This window comes from Ruegeria arenilitoris, from assembly GCF_013032445.1.
GTDB classification, from domain to species: domain Bacteria; phylum Pseudomonadota; class Alphaproteobacteria; order Rhodobacterales; family Rhodobacteraceae; genus Ruegeria; species Ruegeria arenilitoris_F.
Genome location: NZ_WQCA01000004.1, coordinates 43,478 through 58,326 on the forward strand (window position 1 = coordinate 43,478; position 14,849 = coordinate 58,326).

15 protein-coding genes and 1 pseudogene are annotated in these 14,849 nt (G+C 56.9%); 6 read left to right on the top strand and 10 right to left on the bottom strand.

The window, feature by feature from the left end:
* The first annotated feature begins 1 nt into the window (after position 1).
* The 4 genes from hpaH to GOW98_RS06535 all read left to right on the top strand — a co-directional run bounded on the left by hpaH (position 2) and on the right by GOW98_RS06535 (position 3,021).
* A complete protein-coding gene (hpaH, locus tag GOW98_RS06520; protein WP_170330264.1) occupies positions 2–802 on the top strand; it encodes a 2-oxo-hept-4-ene-1,7-dioate hydratase in 801 nt (266 codons plus the stop codon).
* Positions 803–816: 14 nt separating this feature from the next.
* The gene (locus GOW98_RS06525) at positions 817–1,872 is read left to right on the top strand and encodes an aldolase/citrate lyase family protein (protein WP_170330265.1); all 1,056 of its coding nucleotides are present in this window, start codon (positions 817–819) and stop codon (positions 1,870–1,872) included.
* 13 nt (positions 1,873–1,885) lie between these two features.
* A complete protein-coding gene (locus tag GOW98_RS06530) occupies positions 1,886–2,638 on the top strand; it encodes a metallophosphoesterase family protein (protein ID WP_170330266.1) in 753 nt (250 codons plus the stop codon).
* 80 nt (positions 2,639–2,718) lie between these two features.
* Positions 2,719–3,021, top strand: coding sequence for a hypothetical protein (locus GOW98_RS06535; RefSeq protein WP_170330267.1), 303 nt, complete (start codon positions 2,719–2,721; stop codon positions 3,019–3,021).
* A 170-nt stretch (positions 3,022–3,191) separates the two neighbouring features.
* On the opposite strand, the gene queF is transcribed toward GOW98_RS06535, so the two are convergent.
* Genes queF through queC form a run of 4 tightly spaced genes read right to left on the bottom strand, consistent with a single transcriptional unit; the run spans position 3,192 to position 5,433 of the window.
* Positions 3,192–3,656 (bottom strand): preQ(1) synthase, encoded by a 465-nt coding sequence (gene queF / locus GOW98_RS06540; protein ID WP_170330268.1) that lies wholly within the window; start codon positions 3,654–3,656, stop codon positions 3,192–3,194.
* A 15-nt stretch (positions 3,657–3,671) separates the two neighbouring features.
* Positions 3,672–4,382: a 7-carboxy-7-deazaguanine synthase QueE gene (queE, locus tag GOW98_RS06545; RefSeq protein ID WP_170330269.1), complete on the bottom strand. Its 711-nt coding sequence runs from the start codon at positions 4,380–4,382 to the stop codon at positions 3,672–3,674.
* Entirely contained in the window at positions 4,379–4,732 is a 354-nt protein-coding gene (gene queD / locus GOW98_RS06550; protein WP_170330270.1) for a 6-carboxytetrahydropterin synthase QueD, read from the bottom strand. Before queD ends, queE begins: the two co-directional genes overlap by 4 nt.
* Positions 4,732–5,433 (bottom strand): 7-cyano-7-deazaguanine synthase QueC, encoded by a 702-nt coding sequence (gene queC, locus GOW98_RS06555; RefSeq protein WP_170330271.1) that lies wholly within the window; start codon positions 5,431–5,433, stop codon positions 4,732–4,734. The genes queD and queC overlap by 1 nt, the downstream gene beginning before the upstream one ends.
* A 365-nt stretch (positions 5,434–5,798) precedes the next feature.
* Between queC and GOW98_RS06560 the strand changes: the two are divergent.
* Positions 5,799–6,479, top strand: a pseudogene (locus tag GOW98_RS06560) (IS6 family transposase); the annotation flags it as partial.
* A gap of 154 nt (positions 6,480–6,633) precedes the next feature.
* Here GOW98_RS06560 and galU read toward each other — a convergent pair.
* The 5 genes from galU to GOW98_RS06585 form a co-directional block, all read right to left on the bottom strand.
* Positions 6,634–7,527: a UTP--glucose-1-phosphate uridylyltransferase GalU gene (galU, locus tag GOW98_RS06565; protein ID WP_170330272.1), complete on the bottom strand. Its 894-nt coding sequence runs from the start codon at positions 7,525–7,527 to the stop codon at positions 6,634–6,636.
* Positions 7,528–7,829: 302 nt separating this feature from the next.
* Entirely contained in the window at positions 7,830–9,635 is a 1,806-nt protein-coding gene (locus GOW98_RS06570) for an ABC transporter ATP-binding protein (RefSeq protein WP_170330273.1), read from the bottom strand.
* A gap of 1 nt (position 9,636) precedes the next feature.
* Positions 9,637–10,566, bottom strand: a complete 930-nt coding sequence (locus GOW98_RS06575; RefSeq protein ID WP_170330274.1) for an ABC transporter permease subunit — start codon at positions 10,564–10,566, stop codon at positions 9,637–9,639.
* Between the two features lie 10 nt (positions 10,567–10,576).
* Positions 10,577–11,500, bottom strand: a complete 924-nt coding sequence (oppB, locus tag GOW98_RS06580) for an oligopeptide ABC transporter permease OppB (protein ID WP_170330275.1) — start codon at positions 11,498–11,500, stop codon at positions 10,577–10,579.
* Between the two features lie 67 nt (positions 11,501–11,567).
* The gene (locus tag GOW98_RS06585) at positions 11,568–13,196 is read right to left on the bottom strand and encodes a peptide ABC transporter substrate-binding protein (RefSeq protein WP_170330276.1); all 1,629 of its coding nucleotides are present in this window, start codon (positions 13,194–13,196) and stop codon (positions 11,568–11,570) included.
* A gap of 48 nt (positions 13,197–13,244) precedes the next feature.
* Here GOW98_RS06585 and GOW98_RS06590 point away from each other — a divergent pair, with 48 nt between their 5' ends.
* Complete coding sequence (locus GOW98_RS06590) at positions 13,245–13,493, top strand: hypothetical protein (RefSeq protein ID WP_170330277.1); 249 nt, start codon at positions 13,245–13,247, stop codon at positions 13,491–13,493.
* A gap of 103 nt (positions 13,494–13,596) precedes the next feature.
* Here GOW98_RS06590 and GOW98_RS06595 read toward each other — a convergent pair whose 3' ends face one another.
* Positions 13,597–14,832, bottom strand: coding sequence for a lytic murein transglycosylase (locus GOW98_RS06595; protein ID WP_170330278.1), 1,236 nt, complete (start codon positions 14,830–14,832; stop codon positions 13,597–13,599).
* Between the last annotated feature and the right edge of the window lie 17 nt (positions 14,833–14,849).

Consider the following 14,849-nt stretch of genomic DNA (forward strand, 5'->3'; position numbering starts at 1 on the left):
TATGACGCCCGAGGATCACACACGCGCCGCCGCAGATCTGCTGCAGGCAGAGCGTACGCGCGAGCAGATCGGCTTGCTGAGCCTGCGCCATCCCGAGATGGGTATGGACGACGCTTATGAGGTTCAAAACGCCATCTATCGCCAGAAATTGGCCGAAGGGCGCAAGGTGATCGGCTGGAAGATCGGCCTGACCTCAAAAGCAATGCAATACGCGCTGAACATCGACATCCCTGACAGCGGCATCCTGTTCGACGACATGGCCTTTGAACATGGTGGAATGGTCCCGGCGGGCCGTTATATCCAGCCGCGGATTGAGGCCGAGATCGCCTTTGTCATGAAATCCGCAGTTGGGGGCGAAAATGTCACCCGCGATGATATTATCGCCGCCACGGATTACGTCGCACCTTCGATCGAAATCCTCGACACCCGTATTCAACGGGTTGACCCCGCGTCTGGCAAGGCCCGCACGGTGTTCGACACGATCAGCGACAACGCGGCCAATGCAGGCATCGTGCTGGGCGCGGAACGCCACGCCGTGGATGCCTTTGATCTCCGCTGGGTCGGCGCGTTGACCTTCCGCAACGGCGAGATCGAGGAAACCGGTCTGGGCGCGGGCGTACTTAACGATCCGGTCGAAAGCGTTGTCTGGCTGGCCCGCCGCATGGCGCAATACGGCCAAAGCATCGAACCCGGTCAGATCATCCTGTCCGGCAGCTTTATTCGGCCGGTCGAATGCCCCTCCGGTACTGAAATCCATGCCGAATTCGGGCCGTTTGGCTCGGTCGATATCAATTTCGCCTGAAAGGAACGCCGCACATGCCTGCGCCGAAGAATACGTTCAAAGCCGCTCTCAAGGCCGGGCAGCCGCAGATCGGCTGCTGGATCGGGATGGCCAACGCCTATACGGCCGAGATTGCAGCAACCGCGCAATTCGATTGGCTGCTGGTTGACGGTGAACATGCGCCGAACGATCTGCGGTCGATCCTTGAGCAGGTGCAGGTGATCGAAGGTTCGGGCAGCACTCCAGTTGCACGCCTGCCGATTGGCGAGACATGGGTGATCAAGCAGTATCTGGACGCGGGCGTGCAGAACCTTCTGGTGCCCATGGTCGAAAGCGGCGATCAGGCGCGTGAACTGGTACGCGCAGTGCAATACCCACCACATGGCGTGCGGGGCGTGGGCTCGGCACTGGCACGGGCTTCGCGGTTTGCGGCGATCCCGGATTACCTGAAAACGGCGGATGAACAGATTTGTCTGCTAGTGCAGGTGGAAAACCAAAAGGGTCTGACGGCGCTGGATGATATTCTGGCCACCGATGTGGATGGGGTGTTCATCGGCCCGTCCGATCTGGCCGCCGATATGGGCCATATCGGCAATGCCGGTCACCCCGATGTGGTTGAGGCCGTGCTGGACGCGCTGACCCGGATCGTGGCGGTGGGCAAAGCGGCAGGTATCCTGACCCTTGATCCGGCGATGCAGCGCAAGTGCCTGGATCTGGGGGCCACATTCGTTGCCACCAATATCGACGTGACCCTGTTTGCAACAGCAATGCGCAACGCCGCCAAAGCTGGGCTGAACCTGTTGCCGGACCAGACCGCCTCGGGCGTTGCTCAAACCGCTGCGGCCAGCAAATACCTGCAGCAGCTGTGCAAACACTGGTCGCACAGGGCCGAGGTTTTCTTTGACGAAACGCAGGGCAGCGTGGCTTTCGCGGATGGCGACAGTGTGACTCTCGAAGCGAACGGTGACTGCCTGAGCCTTACCGCTGCAACTGGTCCGCGCGGGGATTTGGTGCGCTGGAAAGACGTGATCGAAGCCCATCTGGTGCGCTTTGCTTTTCGAGAAGAGTTCCGCATCGACTGGTCTGAGTAAGAGCGCCCGTAACATGCCAGAACCCATCTACGCCATCGGCGACATCCACGGTCAGTTGCACATGTTGGAGGACGCGCTGGCGCGTATCGAAAAAGACGGCGGACCCGATGCCAAAATCGTCTTTATCGGTGACTATACTGATCGCGGTCCCCACAGCCGCGAGGTTCTGGACTTTTTGGTGAAAGGGCAGTCCGAAGGCAAAAACTGGACATTTCTGCGCGGTAACCACGACCAGATGTGCGCAATGTTTCTTGAGGATTACCCACGAAACGACGCGCGCCTGTTGGTGGGGTATCATTGGCTCCACCCTCGGATAGGAGGGATCGAAACGCTGAAATCCTATGGTGTTGAAGTGAGAGACGGGGATCGAACCTATCAGGTTCACGGTGAAGCCAAAGCCGCTGTTCCGCAGGCCCATGTCGATTTTCTGGCGCGGCTGCTGCCCTACTATCTAAAGGATGGCCTGCTGTTTGTTCACGCAGGCATACGCCCCGGCGTTCCTTTGCAACAGCAAGACCATGATGACTTGATCTGGATTCGGGAAGAGTTCCTGATCCACCAGATGCATCACCCATGGCTGGTCGTCCACGGCCATACCCATGTCACTTCACCTGAACATCATGGCAACCGCGTGAACATCGATACCGGAGCAGGATATGGCAATCCGCTAACCGCCGCGGTTTTTGAAGGATCAGAATGTTGGATTTTGCGGGACAAGGGGCGATTTTGCCTAACGCCCCAAAGCTTTCCAAAGAAGAACAGGTAGATGAGCAAAAAGGAGATGTTTCTTGCCTGTCCATCGACAGAGAATATGGGCCAGCTGATGGCTTGCTTTTACGGTAATCCTTGAATTCCCAGACGCATTCTCAAACCGGTGTCTACATCGTAACTCATGGCGAAAACGGGCACGAATTCAACTATTTTCGAGCAGGTTCCGCCAGCAGCAAAATCAGTCCGGACGATCTGCCGGTAGACTCACTGCGATCCACGCGTGTTTTGCATGTCTCAGGCATTAGCCAAGCGATCTCGAATAGCGCAGCAGATGCGGTTTTTGAGGCGATTGGAATAGTGAAAAATGCGGATGGAATAGTATCTTACGACACCAACCTGCGTTTGAAACTATGGCCGATTGAAGTGATCCCACCCTAAGGCGTGTGTCTGCGGTGCCCGAAACCAATGGCTCCTAACCCCAAAGAGGGGTCAGGCCAGCTTGCAGCTTCAGTCCTCGCGCGCAACCGACAATCCTTGCGACCGGGACAAAGACCCGCCGGATGAGCCTTGAAACGTATCGAGTATCGGTCTTGGTTTGACGTGACAGCCTAACCTCGCCCACGAAATGGGGGCACGCCTTGATCGGGAATCCAGACGTGGTCAGGTGTGGCTCCGGTCTGCCAGAAGACGTCTATCGGTATGCCGCCACGCGGATACCAATAGCCGCCGATCCGCAGCCAGCGGGGCGACAGGTACTCGACCAGACGGCGCGCGATGGACACGGTGCAATCCTCATGAAACGCCCCGTGGTTACGGAAAGACCCCAAAAACAGTTTCAGGGATTTCGATTCCACCAGCCAGTCGCCCGGCACATAATCGATCACCAGATGGGCGAAGTCCGGCTGCCCAGTCATCGGGCAAAGCGAGGTGAACTCGGGCGCGGTGAAGCGTACGCAATAGTCGATATCGGCCTGCGGATTCTGCACCCGCTCCAGTTCGGCCTGCTCGGGTGATGCGGGCAGTTCGGTTTTCCCGCCCAGTTGGGTCAGGTCGCTGTAAATGGTTTCCATCATGTGCTCCTTTCGGGGTCAGACCCCGCGTTTGTTGCCCCATAGCAGGACGTGCAGTTGCGGCAGAACTCGTGGCGTGAACCAGCCATCGGCGGTCACCTTTTCCACCAGCCACAGCAACCGGTCCGACAGGGTTTGAGGATCAACGGGCAGGTCGGGGTCGACCTCAGCGTTGCCCGGTTGCAGATAAAGCGGCAGCGCCGGATAGCGGTCCGCCACGGCGCGCGCCCAATCATAGTCAGCCTCATCAAAGATCACGATTTTCATTACCACCTTCGGACCATTTTGTGCGGCCTCGATACAGGCCGCGAAGGCGTTCCAATCCACGGTTTCACCGCTTGAGGGCGGCTTTGGGCTGAGAACCATCGTATCCAGATCACCGAACCACGGCTTTGCAATCGAGCCCTGAGTTTCGCAGGCGAACCGATACCCCTCGGCCCGACCTCGCGCAATCAGAGGGGCAAAGTCCTGAATGGCCGGGTTGCCGCCCGACAGCGATACGGTCAGAGGCCGCCCGCCCGACAAGGTGCGTACCTGGTCCCAAACCGCATCCGTATCCATCGCCGCCCAATCGTGGCGATAGGCGGTACCGACCGCGTGCAGGCTGTCGCACCAGCTGCAGCGATAGTCACAGCCGCCGGTGCGCACGAACACGGTGGGCTCCCCGATCAGCGCGCCTTCGCCCTGGATCGTGGGGCCGAATATCTCGGCGATGCGCAGACGGGTCATGGGCGGTACTCGGCCCAGGTCTTTGGCGTTTCGCTGACCCGCACGGCGGCGGTTTCCGGCCAGCGCGCGGCGCACCAGTCATAGAAATGACGCGCCATGTTTTCCGCTGTGGTCAGGAAACTCATCACGTCGTTCAGGTGGCGATGGTCGAAGGTCTCGTCGATATAGGTCTTGAACGGCTTCAATTCGCCATAGTCCCGCACGAATCCGTCGGCGTTCAGTTCGGGCGCGGCCAACTCGACCTCGACGATATAGTTGTGCCCGTGCATCCGGGCGCATTGGTGATCATCCGGCAGGTGGGTCAACTGATGCGACGCGGAAAAGTGGAATTCTTTTGTAATCCGGTACATCAGGCGGTTTCCTTCTGCGCCGTGGCCGCGACCCAGAAATCGGGGTCTTCATAGAAGGTCGGGTCTTCGACCCCGGCCAGATGGAACGCCTCGCGCCGCTCAACGCAGGTACCGCAACGGCCGCAGTGATGCTCACCGCCTTTGTAGCAGGACCATGTCTGCGCAAAGGGCGTGTCCGCACGCGCGCCCTCGGTCACGATATCGGCCTTGCTGCGATGGACAAACGGCGTGAACAGCGACACATCGGCATAACCGTCCAGCGCGTGTTTTTGCATGGCCTCAAAGGCTTGCGTGAACGATGGGCGGCAATCTGGATAGATAAAGTGATCCCCGCCATGCACTGCCGTCGCCACCGTATCTGCCCCACGCGCGGCTGCCGCACCAAAGGCCACGGTAAGCATGATCGCGTTGCGGTTGGGCACCACGGTTACGCGCATACTGTCTTCGGCATAATGCCCGTCGGGCACGTCCACATCATCGGTCAGCGCCGACCCGGTCAGAACCGCCCCGACAGAGCGCAGGTCGATTATGTCGTGTGGTACACCCAGCCGTTGCGCGCAAAGCGCGGCGTAGTCCAGCTCTTTCCGGTGGCGTTGGCCGTAATCAAAGGAAATCAGCCCGGACAACTGGTGATCGCGCGCCACGATATGCGCCAGCGACACCGAATCCAGCCCGCCTGAGCAGATTACAATCGTTTTCATATTTTGAACCCTTGTTTTGTTACCCGGGTAGGCTGCGACCGGGATGCGTCCCTTTATATCCATGAACCGGGCGTGCCAAGTCCCATTTGTGTTATGATGTGCCTGAACTTTTCAGGCTGGATGAACTGTCAAAAAACAGATGGGTTCGATGCGTTTGGACGCTACGGAAAGTTGTCGGCGAGCGACCAGTGAAGCTGGTATTGCGTCTGACATGCCCGGCTAAGGGAGTGTTTACTCTGGAAAACACCACCAACACAATAATTGAGGCACTCGGAACCGGATGTGTCGCAACTTTTTGTCTGGATTGACGAGTCCGCAGGTTCCGTCGATTGTTCTCAGAGTATAGTTCTTTGACAGGTTTCAGCATGATTTCATTGAAAGGCTGCCATTTTCCCAAGGATGCAGTTTTGTACGCTGTTTATTTCTATTTGCGGTAGACGGTGTCGTATCGGGATTTGGAAGATATTATGGCCGAACGCAGCGTACAGGTGGACCACGCAACTCTCAACTGGTGGGTTGTGAAGTATTCACCGATGGTTGCTGCGCGAGCGCAATTGAAGAAACGCCCAACGCTGAATTCCTGGCGCATGGACGAGGCATATATTCGTGTTCGCGGCAAATGGATGTACCTCTTTCGGGCCGTAGACAAAACCGGAAATACCCTTGATTTCATGCTGCCCGAGCGGAGGAACCGACCAGCAGCAGCCAGGTTCTTTGCCAAAGCGCTGTCGTCAAATGGAATCCCGAGCAAGATCGTCATCGACAAAAGCGGTGCTAACGCGGCGGGCATTCGAGAAGTGGACATAACCCTTGTTCGATTTTGATGCCCAGCCAAAATCCAAACTGTCAGGTCCAAGTATTTGAATAACATGATCGAACAGGATCATCGGTTCATCAAGCGTCGCATGCGGCACATGTGCGGGTTCAAGTCGTTCAGATCCGCCTCGGCTACTTTGGACGGCATTGAGGTCGCCAACATGATCCGAAAGCAGCAATTGGCCAGCACTACGACATCCGGCTTTGGGCTATTTGCCGAGATCGCAGGAAAAGTGTGCCCAGTAAATCGATGGCTCTGGCCGCTTCAAAAGTTTGCGACACATCCGTTCGAATTCATCTGACAGCACCCGTCTGAGGGCACAAAAAAGCCGGGCCGTTGAACGCCCCGGCCAAAATACGGAAAACTGAATTGAATGCAGCCCGTTACTGCGCAGCCTGCCCCGTGGCGACGATGTCGTGCAGGTACCGGTTCAGGTCTTCACGCAGGTCATCTCGGGCCAGAGCAAAGGCAACCGTGGCCTGCAGGAAGCCAGCTTTGGACCCGCAGTCAAAGCGCCGACCATCAAACTTGTAGCCAAAGACCGGCACACCGTTTCCGATGTCCTCAGCAATGGCGTCGGTTAGTTGGATTTCACCACCGCTGCCTTTTTTCATCTGGTTCAGGTTATACAGGACGGATGGGCCAAGAATGTAGCGCCCGATGACAGCCAGATTCGAAGGTGCATCTTCCGTTTTCGGTTTTTCGACCATACCGCGTGTGCGTACAACCGAACCAATGTTCTCACCCACGTCCAGGATGCCATAAGCGCTGGTTTTGTCTTTAGGAACTTCCATGGCTGCAACCATGTTGCCGCCAGTTTCCTCATAGGCTTCGATCATCTGCTGCAGACACGGTTTGTCGGCGGCGATCACGTCGTCCGGTAGCATGACGGCAAAAGGTTCATCACCTATCAGTCGGCGTGCACACCAGACCGCGTGACCCAATCCCAACGCTTTGTGTTGGCGGATGTAGGCAATGGCGCCACTTTCCATATTGGTCGCGTTCAGCGTTTCCAGCAACTTGTCCTTGCCCTTGGCTTTCAATTCCTGCTCAAGAACGAGGTTGTGGTCGAAGTAGTCTTCCAAAGCGGACTTGCCGCGTGACGTTACAAAAATAAACTCTTTGATACCGGCGGCGCGCGCCTCGTCGATGGCATATTGCACCAGTGGGCGGTCAACCAAAGTCATAATCTCTTTCGGGACTGACTTTGTTGCTGGAAGGAACCGCGTACCAAGTCCTGCTACTGGGAAGATCGCCTTTGTAACCTTGCGTGTCATATAACCTCTCAATCTACTAAAACAATGTTTAACAGAGTGTTTGCTAACCAAACCTCATAGGGCTTGCGACCTGATTATTCAACGCCAACGGATCAGTATGTCGCGAATTCCGCAGATGGTGCCACTCGAGGTGGCATAAGTCAAAATGATCAGGATCCACGTACTGGAATCCCGCGGATTTCTGCACTGTATCTGTGGAAATGCGCCCCAATTTCTTGCTGTCCCGGTCGACATGCCCGGTCTTGATTGGTTGACGGCGGCAACCAGCCCCGAAGTTGGTTTAACGACTTCGGGGCGGTGGCTCAGACGCCATTCATGATGGTTTCCAATGGATCATGTTCGGCCACGAAATGATCAGGCCTCACTTCACTGAGCTGTGGAATATAATCGGTTTCACCTGCGGCCAACCGGCTGGGAAGAAACCGTAATGCAGCTTTCGGATCCATTGGCGAGGGCAGTTCACCGGGCAGTTTCAGACGCTGACGGCTGCGTTCAACATCCGGATCCGGGATTGGAACGGCCGAGATTAGGGACTTGGTGTATGGGTGGACCGGATCGGAACAGATAACCTCTCCGTCACCCAGTTCGACGATCCGCCCCAGATAAAGAACCATGATCCGGTTCGAGACCGCGCGCACCACTGAAAGGTCATGACTGATGAAGATCATCGACAGCCCGAATTCCTGTTGCAACTCGCGCAACAATTCCACGATCTGAGCCTGAATAGACACGTCCAAAGCGGAAACTGCCTCGTCGCAGATGATCAGTTTAGGTTTGTTGATCATCGCCCGTGCGATTCCAACCCGCTGATTCTGACCGCCTGACAGTTCGTGCGGATAGCGGTTGATCATGTTGGCCTTCAGGCCGACCCGCTCCATCATTTCAGCAACCATGTCCTTGCGTTCGCGATCAGTGAGGTCAGGGCGATACGTTTTTAGGGGTTCCGCTATCGAGGTTGAAATCGTCATCCGCGGATCAAGGCTGGCCAGCGGATCCTGGAATACAATCTGGAGATCCTTGCGATACTTGTTCAACTCCGCTCGCTTCAGTCCGACGATAGGGTGGCCCAACCAGCTGACATTGCCCGCACTGGGTTCGATGAGTTGCAGTACTGCCCGCGCCAAGGTGGACTTGCCGCAGCCGGATTCACCCACAACGCCCAGCGTTTCCCCCTTGCGGATGTCAAAGCTGACGCCATCTACGGCCTTCAGCGGTACTTTGTGCCCAAACAAACCGCCTGAGACGTGGATCGGGAAGTGCACCTTGACGTCATCGACCTTGAGTAGCGGCTCATCGACATTTTCCAGCGCTTTGGGCGCGTCGCCAGCATCGATCCGCGGCATCGCCTCGAGCAGCGTACGGGTATAGTCGTGTTGCGGCGCACGGAATATTTCGCGCGTATCTCCGGCCTCGACAAACTGACCCAGCCGCATGACCTGAATGCGATCGCACATACGGGCGACGACGCCCATATCATGGGTGATCAGAGCTATTGCAGTGCCCTCGTCCTTTTGCAGGCGCACCATCAAGTCCAGAATGTCGGCCTGAACCGTCACGTCCAGCGCTGTTGTTGGCTCATCCGCAATCAACAGCTTGGGGTTACACAGCATCGACATGGCGATCATAACCCGCTGGCGCATCCCGCCCGACAGCTCATGCGGATATTGGTTCAACCGCCGCTTTGCCTCGGGGATGCGGACACGTTCAAGCCACTCCAGACACCGCGCCCGCGCCGCCGAGCCCTGCAGTCCTTCATGAACTTGCAGAACTTCACGCATTTGTTGTCCAACCCGCAAATGTGGGGTCAGAGCAGTCAGCGGATCCTGGAAGATCATGCCGACATCTGAGCCGCGGACCTTGTTCAGCTTGTTGATAGGCAGGTTCAGGATTTCCTTGCCGTTCAGCATTGCCGAGCCATGCGCGCGCCCGGCTGGTGGCAACAACCCCATCGCGGCCATGAAGGTCTGGCTTTTGCCCGACCCGCTTTCACCGACGATGCCAAGGCACTCGCCCGGATTGATGTCAAAACTGATACCTTTGACGGCCTCTACCACACCATCGGGGGTGTTGAACTGGACGCTCAGGTCTTTAACAGAAAACAGGCTCATATCAGCGATCCTTCGGGTCCAGAGCGTCACGCAGACCATCTCCGATGAAGAACATCGAAATGATAATGGCGACGTAGAATGTCAGGGGATACATCAGCTGCCAAAGGGTACCATAAGCCATGGTTCCTGCGCCTTCGGCGATCAGGCGACCCAGTGATGTGTAGGGTTCTGAAATGCCAAGCCCAAGGAACGAGATGAAGCTTTCCGTCAGGATCATCTCTGGCACCAGAAGTGAGGCATAGACGATCACCACACCCAGAAGATTGGGCAGGATGTGGCGGTACATAATGGTAAACTCGCTGACGCCCGCGGCGCGGGCGGCCTCAATGAACTCGCGGTTTTTCAGGGTCAGGGTCTGCCCCCGAACGATCCGGGCCATGGTCAGCCAGCCAACGGCCCCAAGGGCGATGAACAGCATCATGAAGGATCGCCCCGCCACAACCAGCAACAGGATGATGATCAAAGTCGCCGGGATCGCCAACATAATGTCTACGAAACGCATCATCACACTGTCGGTGCGGCCGCCGATATAGCCCGCGGCGATGCCATAGAACGTACCAACGAACAAAGCGGTCGCCGCCCCAATCAGCCCTACCAGCAGCGAGGTCGTTGTCGCCTGAATAACCCGGCTGTAGAGATCGCGCCCAAGATCATCGACACCGAAATAGTGTCCTGTCTCGATCGAGGGCATTCCCATGCCGCGCACGTCACCCATGACGTTCCAGTCGATTTCCTCGTTGTTCCATACGGCAAAATACGGGCCGATGATCGTAAACAGTACGATCAAGCCCAGAATGAAAACGCTGGCCATAGCGGCCTTGTTGCGGACAAACCGCATGCGTGCGTCCTGCCAAAGTGATCGCCCCTGAATGACGGTGTAATCGGTGACATCGTCGGCCAGCTGGGCGGCTTTTTGTGATTTTCCAAGCATTGCCAGCCCCTCAGTAGCGGATTTTCGGATCGAACCAGGCATAAGCCAGGTCGGTCAGCAGGTTCACGATGACGGTCAGCGCGCCATAGAGGATCGTGACCCCCAACAGCACTGCATAGTCACGCGAGAGTGCAGAGCTCACGTAAGACTGACCCAGACCACCAGTCGAAAAGTACAAGTCGACAAAGACCGATCCTGTCAGAACGTAGACAAAGACCGGACCCAGATAGGACACGACAGGCAACAGAGTAGGTTTCAGCGCATGACGCCAGATCACGGTTCTGGTAGGCAGCCCCTTGGCGCGGGCGGTGCGGATGAAATTCGAGTTCAAGACCTCAAGCATCGAAGAGCGTGTGATCCGTGCAATCGACCCCATGTAAGAGGTCGCCAGTGCAATCACCGGCATGATCAGATATTGCCACTGACCGCCGTGCCAGCCGCCACCCGGCAGCCATCCCAGCCACAAGGTAAAAGTCAGGATCAGGATCGGGCCCATGATGAAGTTCGGCAGCGCCTGCGCTGCGATCCCCAAGCCGACGGCGAAATAGTCGATCCAGCTATTGTGCTTGATTGCGGCGGCAATCCCAAGGCTTACGCCGATGAAGGTCGCAACCAGGAAGGACAATGAGCCATAGGTCAGCGAGATTGGGAAACCCTGCGCGATGATGTCGTTCACGTCCCGGTCCTTAAACTTGAAGGATGGGCCGAAGTCAAAATGCACGACGATATTGTACAGGTAATCCCACAGCTGCTTCCATAGCGGCTGATCCAGCCCGTAGCGTGCCTCGATATTGGCCAGAACGGCTGGCGGCAGAGGGCGTTCAGACGTGAAAGGCCCGCCGGGCGCGAAGTGCATCAGAAAGAAACAGGCGACGATCAGCAACAGGATCGTCGGAATGGCGATTAGAAGTCGCCGTAGACTATAGGCAAGCATTTCATGCCCCCGTGTTTATTGGCCCTGCCCCGGGGTGACCCCGGGACAGGGCGTGGTTCAAAGACGATTAATCGGCGAGCTTGTAGAGGTTCTTCGAGTACCAGTTCTGCTCGACGTTGTTGATCGGCCAGTTTCCGACATCGGTGTCCATCATGTAGACGCCAGCATAGTGATAAATCGGTATAACGGGGGTCTCTTGCGCGATGATCCGTTCCACCTCGGTGTACAGAGGGGCCGGGTCATCCGAGGTTTTCGCTTCGGCCAGCAGTTCGTCTACGCGAGCGTTGGCATATTTGCCGTCGTTGTAGCCAGACTGCGATTGCAGAAGGTCCAGGAATGTGGACGCCTCGTTATAGTCGCCACACCAGGCACCACGGGCCAGATCAAAGTTCTGGTTGCCGCGCTCTTCCAGGAACACTTTCCATTCCATGTTGGCCAGTTCGACATTGGCGCCCAGCTTTTGTTTCCACATCTGGCTCAGCGCGACCGCAACTTTCTTGTGGTCTTCGTTGGTGTTGTAGACCATTTCAAAACTCAGCGGATTGTCCGGGCCATAGCCAGCCTCAGCCAGCAACTCTTTCGCCAACTCATCCCGCTCGGCCTGAGTCATTGATGCCATCTCAACCTCTGGCACAGTGAAACCGGCGGTCGCTTCGGGCGCGAAGGTGAAGGCCTGCGGTTGACCGCCAGCCATGACTTTTTCGGTGATGATTTCACGGTCTACGGCCAATGACAGTGCTTGACGGACATTGGGATCCTTGAACGCCTCGGGACCGTCTTCTGTCAGGTTGAACGTGTAATAGTAGTTACAAAGGCGCGGGAAGCTGATTGCTTGATCCGGGTGTTCTTCGCGGAGGCGGGGAAACTGACCGGCCGGAATTTCAGTACGGTCCAATTCACCTGCAAGATAACGGGTCAGGGCAACGTTTTCGTCGTTGATCACCAACGTCACGACTTTATCGAGGATCGTGTTTTCGTTGTCCCAATACATTTCATTGCGCTCACGTACCGAGCGTTCCTGCGGCAAGTGCTCGGTCCAGATATAGGCTCCGTTCGAGACGATATTCTCGGGTCTCGTCCAGGCGTCGCCAAATTCTTCGACAACTTTCTGCGGGGAGGGGAACGTGGTGGAATGCGTCGTCATCTGCGGGAAATAGGGCAGTGGTGCGCTCAATCGGACTTCCAGCGTGTGATCGTCGATGGCCTTGACGCCCAGATCGTCGATGGGTGCGTTGCCAGCAATAATCTCAGCGGCGTTTTCGATCGACATCAGTTCCATGAACCACGCGTATGGCGACGATAGTGCTGGATCCACGGCGCGTTTCCAGGCGTAGACGAAATCGCCTGCGGTCACAGGGTCTCCGTTCGACCACTTGGCGTTGTCGCGCAGGGTAAAGGTATAAACGTCTTTGGTATCGTTGGTGGTGTAGCCGGTCGCGACACCCGGCACGAGGTTTCCGTCCTCGTCCTGGTTCATCAGGCCTTCGAACAGGTCACGGACGATCTCGGCGCCATAAGTATCCTCGACGACCTGTGGATCGACGGAACTGTGCTCGTCTCCGAGACGGTAGATAAATGTTTGGTCGTCCGCCAGCGCTTCGCCGGTTTTCGGGTGAGTGCCTGCGGCAAGCGCGGCACCGGTAATCATGGTCGAGGTCAACAGCCCCGCCAGAGAAGTCCGAATGTACTTGTTCATGTTGTTCTACTCCCGTTTTTTTGCGCGCAGTGCCGACATCCTTTTTGGATGGCTGCTGATCGCGATGTTTGTCCGACCCAGAAAAGACCGGCGGGGGCTCAAGGATTGCTCTTTCAGATCGCAATGAACGCCGCGTCGCAGTCTCTCGGTTTGAAGTCGGGAACGTTTTTGCGAAAGTCGCCTTTCACTGACGCCGAAGGTGGCACTATTTCAAAAAAGGATAAAGCCTTTGCCTTAAAAAGAGGCAACCATAGGTGGATTGTGAACGAAACCCGGGTCGCTTCCGAAATATTATGATGAAACTGCCGAACTTCTTAACACTTTTGTGAAGGGTTTAATTTGCGCTGGCGTCTGGGGGCGGGTTCGGCGGCGCGGGTGACGTAAGGGACAGAGCGAATCGCTACTGTTTCAAGGCCGCTTTCATGCTGGCTTCGGGAAAGCAGGTCGGGGTGCGGCCCGTGGCCTGTTGCCACCGCCCGATCGAGCGGCGGGTCTTGAAACCGGGCAACCCGTCCGCGCCGCCCACATCATGGCCCTGAGCTTCCAAAGCCCTCTGCATGGCAGCGACATCAGACCGGTACAGGTTGCCGACCTTACCCCATCGGGCGCTGAAATCTCCGACACCATATTGAATGCGATCTCCGACATGACCAACGAACAGGGCGTAAAGATCGCTTTTGTTGTAATCCTTCAGAACGTAGAAATTCGGCGTGACAATGAAGGCGGGGCCATTGCGCCCTGCGGGCATCATCAGGAAGCCTTCACCTTGCAATTCGTGTTCCGGAAATGGTTTACCCGAAACACGGGTTATACCCATTGCGGCCCAATCCTGAATGGGTTTGCCCTGATCCGGCCCTTCCAAAGCGCAGGAAACCGAGGGCGGAACGATCACTTCGAACCCCCAATCGCGCTCGGTGACCCAGCCGTGCTGGGACAGAAAATGCCCTATCGATGCGATTGTATCTTCTGATGAACCCCAGATATCAGCGCGCCCGTCGCCGTTTCCATCGGCTGCATAGGCCAGAAAGTTCGAGGGCATGAATTGCGGCTGACCCAACGCGCCGGCCCAACTGCTTTTCAAGGCATCGGACGGGGCGTGCCTCGCTTCGGCAATTTGCAGCGCGGCGATAAGCTCGTCGGTAAAGTAGGGCGCGCGTGTGCTCATAAAGCCTTTGGTGCCCAGCACCTGAAACGCATTGTGGCGAATGGGAACCTGTCCATATCCACTCTCGCGGCCCCATATGGCGAGGATGATCCGCCCCGGAACTCCGGTTTGCGCTTCGACTCTCGCCAAAGTCGCCGCGTGGCGGCGCGCCATCTGTCGCCCGGTGGCCGTGGCCCCGTGAACAGAGCCTGCGTTGAAGTAGCGCCCGGGCGATCCAAACTCGGCCTGTTTTTGCTTTTTAGGTGTCTGGGCTGACTGGCCCGGCGGTACTAGATCAGGCAGCTTCCAGTTGAGTGTCACACCGTCAAAGGCCCGTTTCATCGTCTTGCGTGAAACACCTTTGGCTCTGGCTTGTGGCCAGACCGTATCTTGCAGCCATGCCTGGAATTGCCGTTCGACCGCCGCGCGATCCTGCGCGTATGCACCCGTCGACAGGCACCAAAGACTGAGAGCAATTAATATCCGACGCATCACAGAAATGTCTCGCC

Bases quoted from the DNA above. Each gene is read 5' to 3' on its own strand.
- queE (WP_170330269.1), bottom strand. From the start codon at position 4,382: ATGACCCGTCTGCGCATCGCCGAGATATTCGGCCCCACGATCCAGGGC.
- GOW98_RS06570 (WP_170330273.1), bottom strand. From the start codon at position 9,635: ATGAGCCTGTTTTCTGTTAAAGACCTGAGCGTCCAGTTCAACACCCCC.
- queD (WP_170330270.1), bottom strand. From the start codon at position 4,732: ATGTACCGGATTACAAAAGAATTCCACTTTTCCGCGTCGCATCAGTTG.
- GOW98_RS06575 (WP_170330274.1), bottom strand. From the start codon at position 10,566: ATGCTTGGAAAATCACAAAAAGCCGCCCAGCTGGCCGACGATGTCACC.
- GOW98_RS06530 (WP_170330266.1), top strand. From the start codon at position 1,886: ATGCCAGAACCCATCTACGCCATCGGCGACATCCACGGTCAGTTGCAC.
- queC (WP_170330271.1), bottom strand. From the start codon at position 5,433: ATGAAAACGATTGTAATCTGCTCAGGCGGGCTGGATTCGGTGTCGCTG.
- galU (WP_170330272.1), bottom strand. From the start codon at position 7,527: ATGACACGCAAGGTTACAAAGGCGATCTTCCCAGTAGCAGGACTTGGT.
- GOW98_RS06585 (WP_170330276.1), bottom strand. From the start codon at position 13,196: ATGAACAAGTACATTCGGACTTCTCTGGCGGGGCTGTTGACCTCGACC.
- hpaH (WP_170330264.1), top strand. From the start codon at position 2: ATGACGCCCGAGGATCACACACGCGCCGCCGCAGATCTGCTGCAGGCA.
- GOW98_RS06525 (WP_170330265.1), top strand. From the start codon at position 817: ATGCCTGCGCCGAAGAATACGTTCAAAGCCGCTCTCAAGGCCGGGCAG.
- GOW98_RS06595 (WP_170330278.1), bottom strand. From the start codon at position 14,832: ATGCGTCGGATATTAATTGCTCTCAGTCTTTGGTGCCTGTCGACGGGT.
- oppB (WP_170330275.1), bottom strand. From the start codon at position 11,500: ATGCTTGCCTATAGTCTACGGCGACTTCTAATCGCCATTCCGACGATC.
- GOW98_RS06590 (WP_170330277.1), top strand. From the start codon at position 13,245: ATGGCTGCTGATCGCGATGTTTGTCCGACCCAGAAAAGACCGGCGGGG.
- queF (WP_170330268.1), bottom strand. From the start codon at position 3,656: ATGATGGAAACCATTTACAGCGACCTGACCCAACTGGGCGGGAAAACC.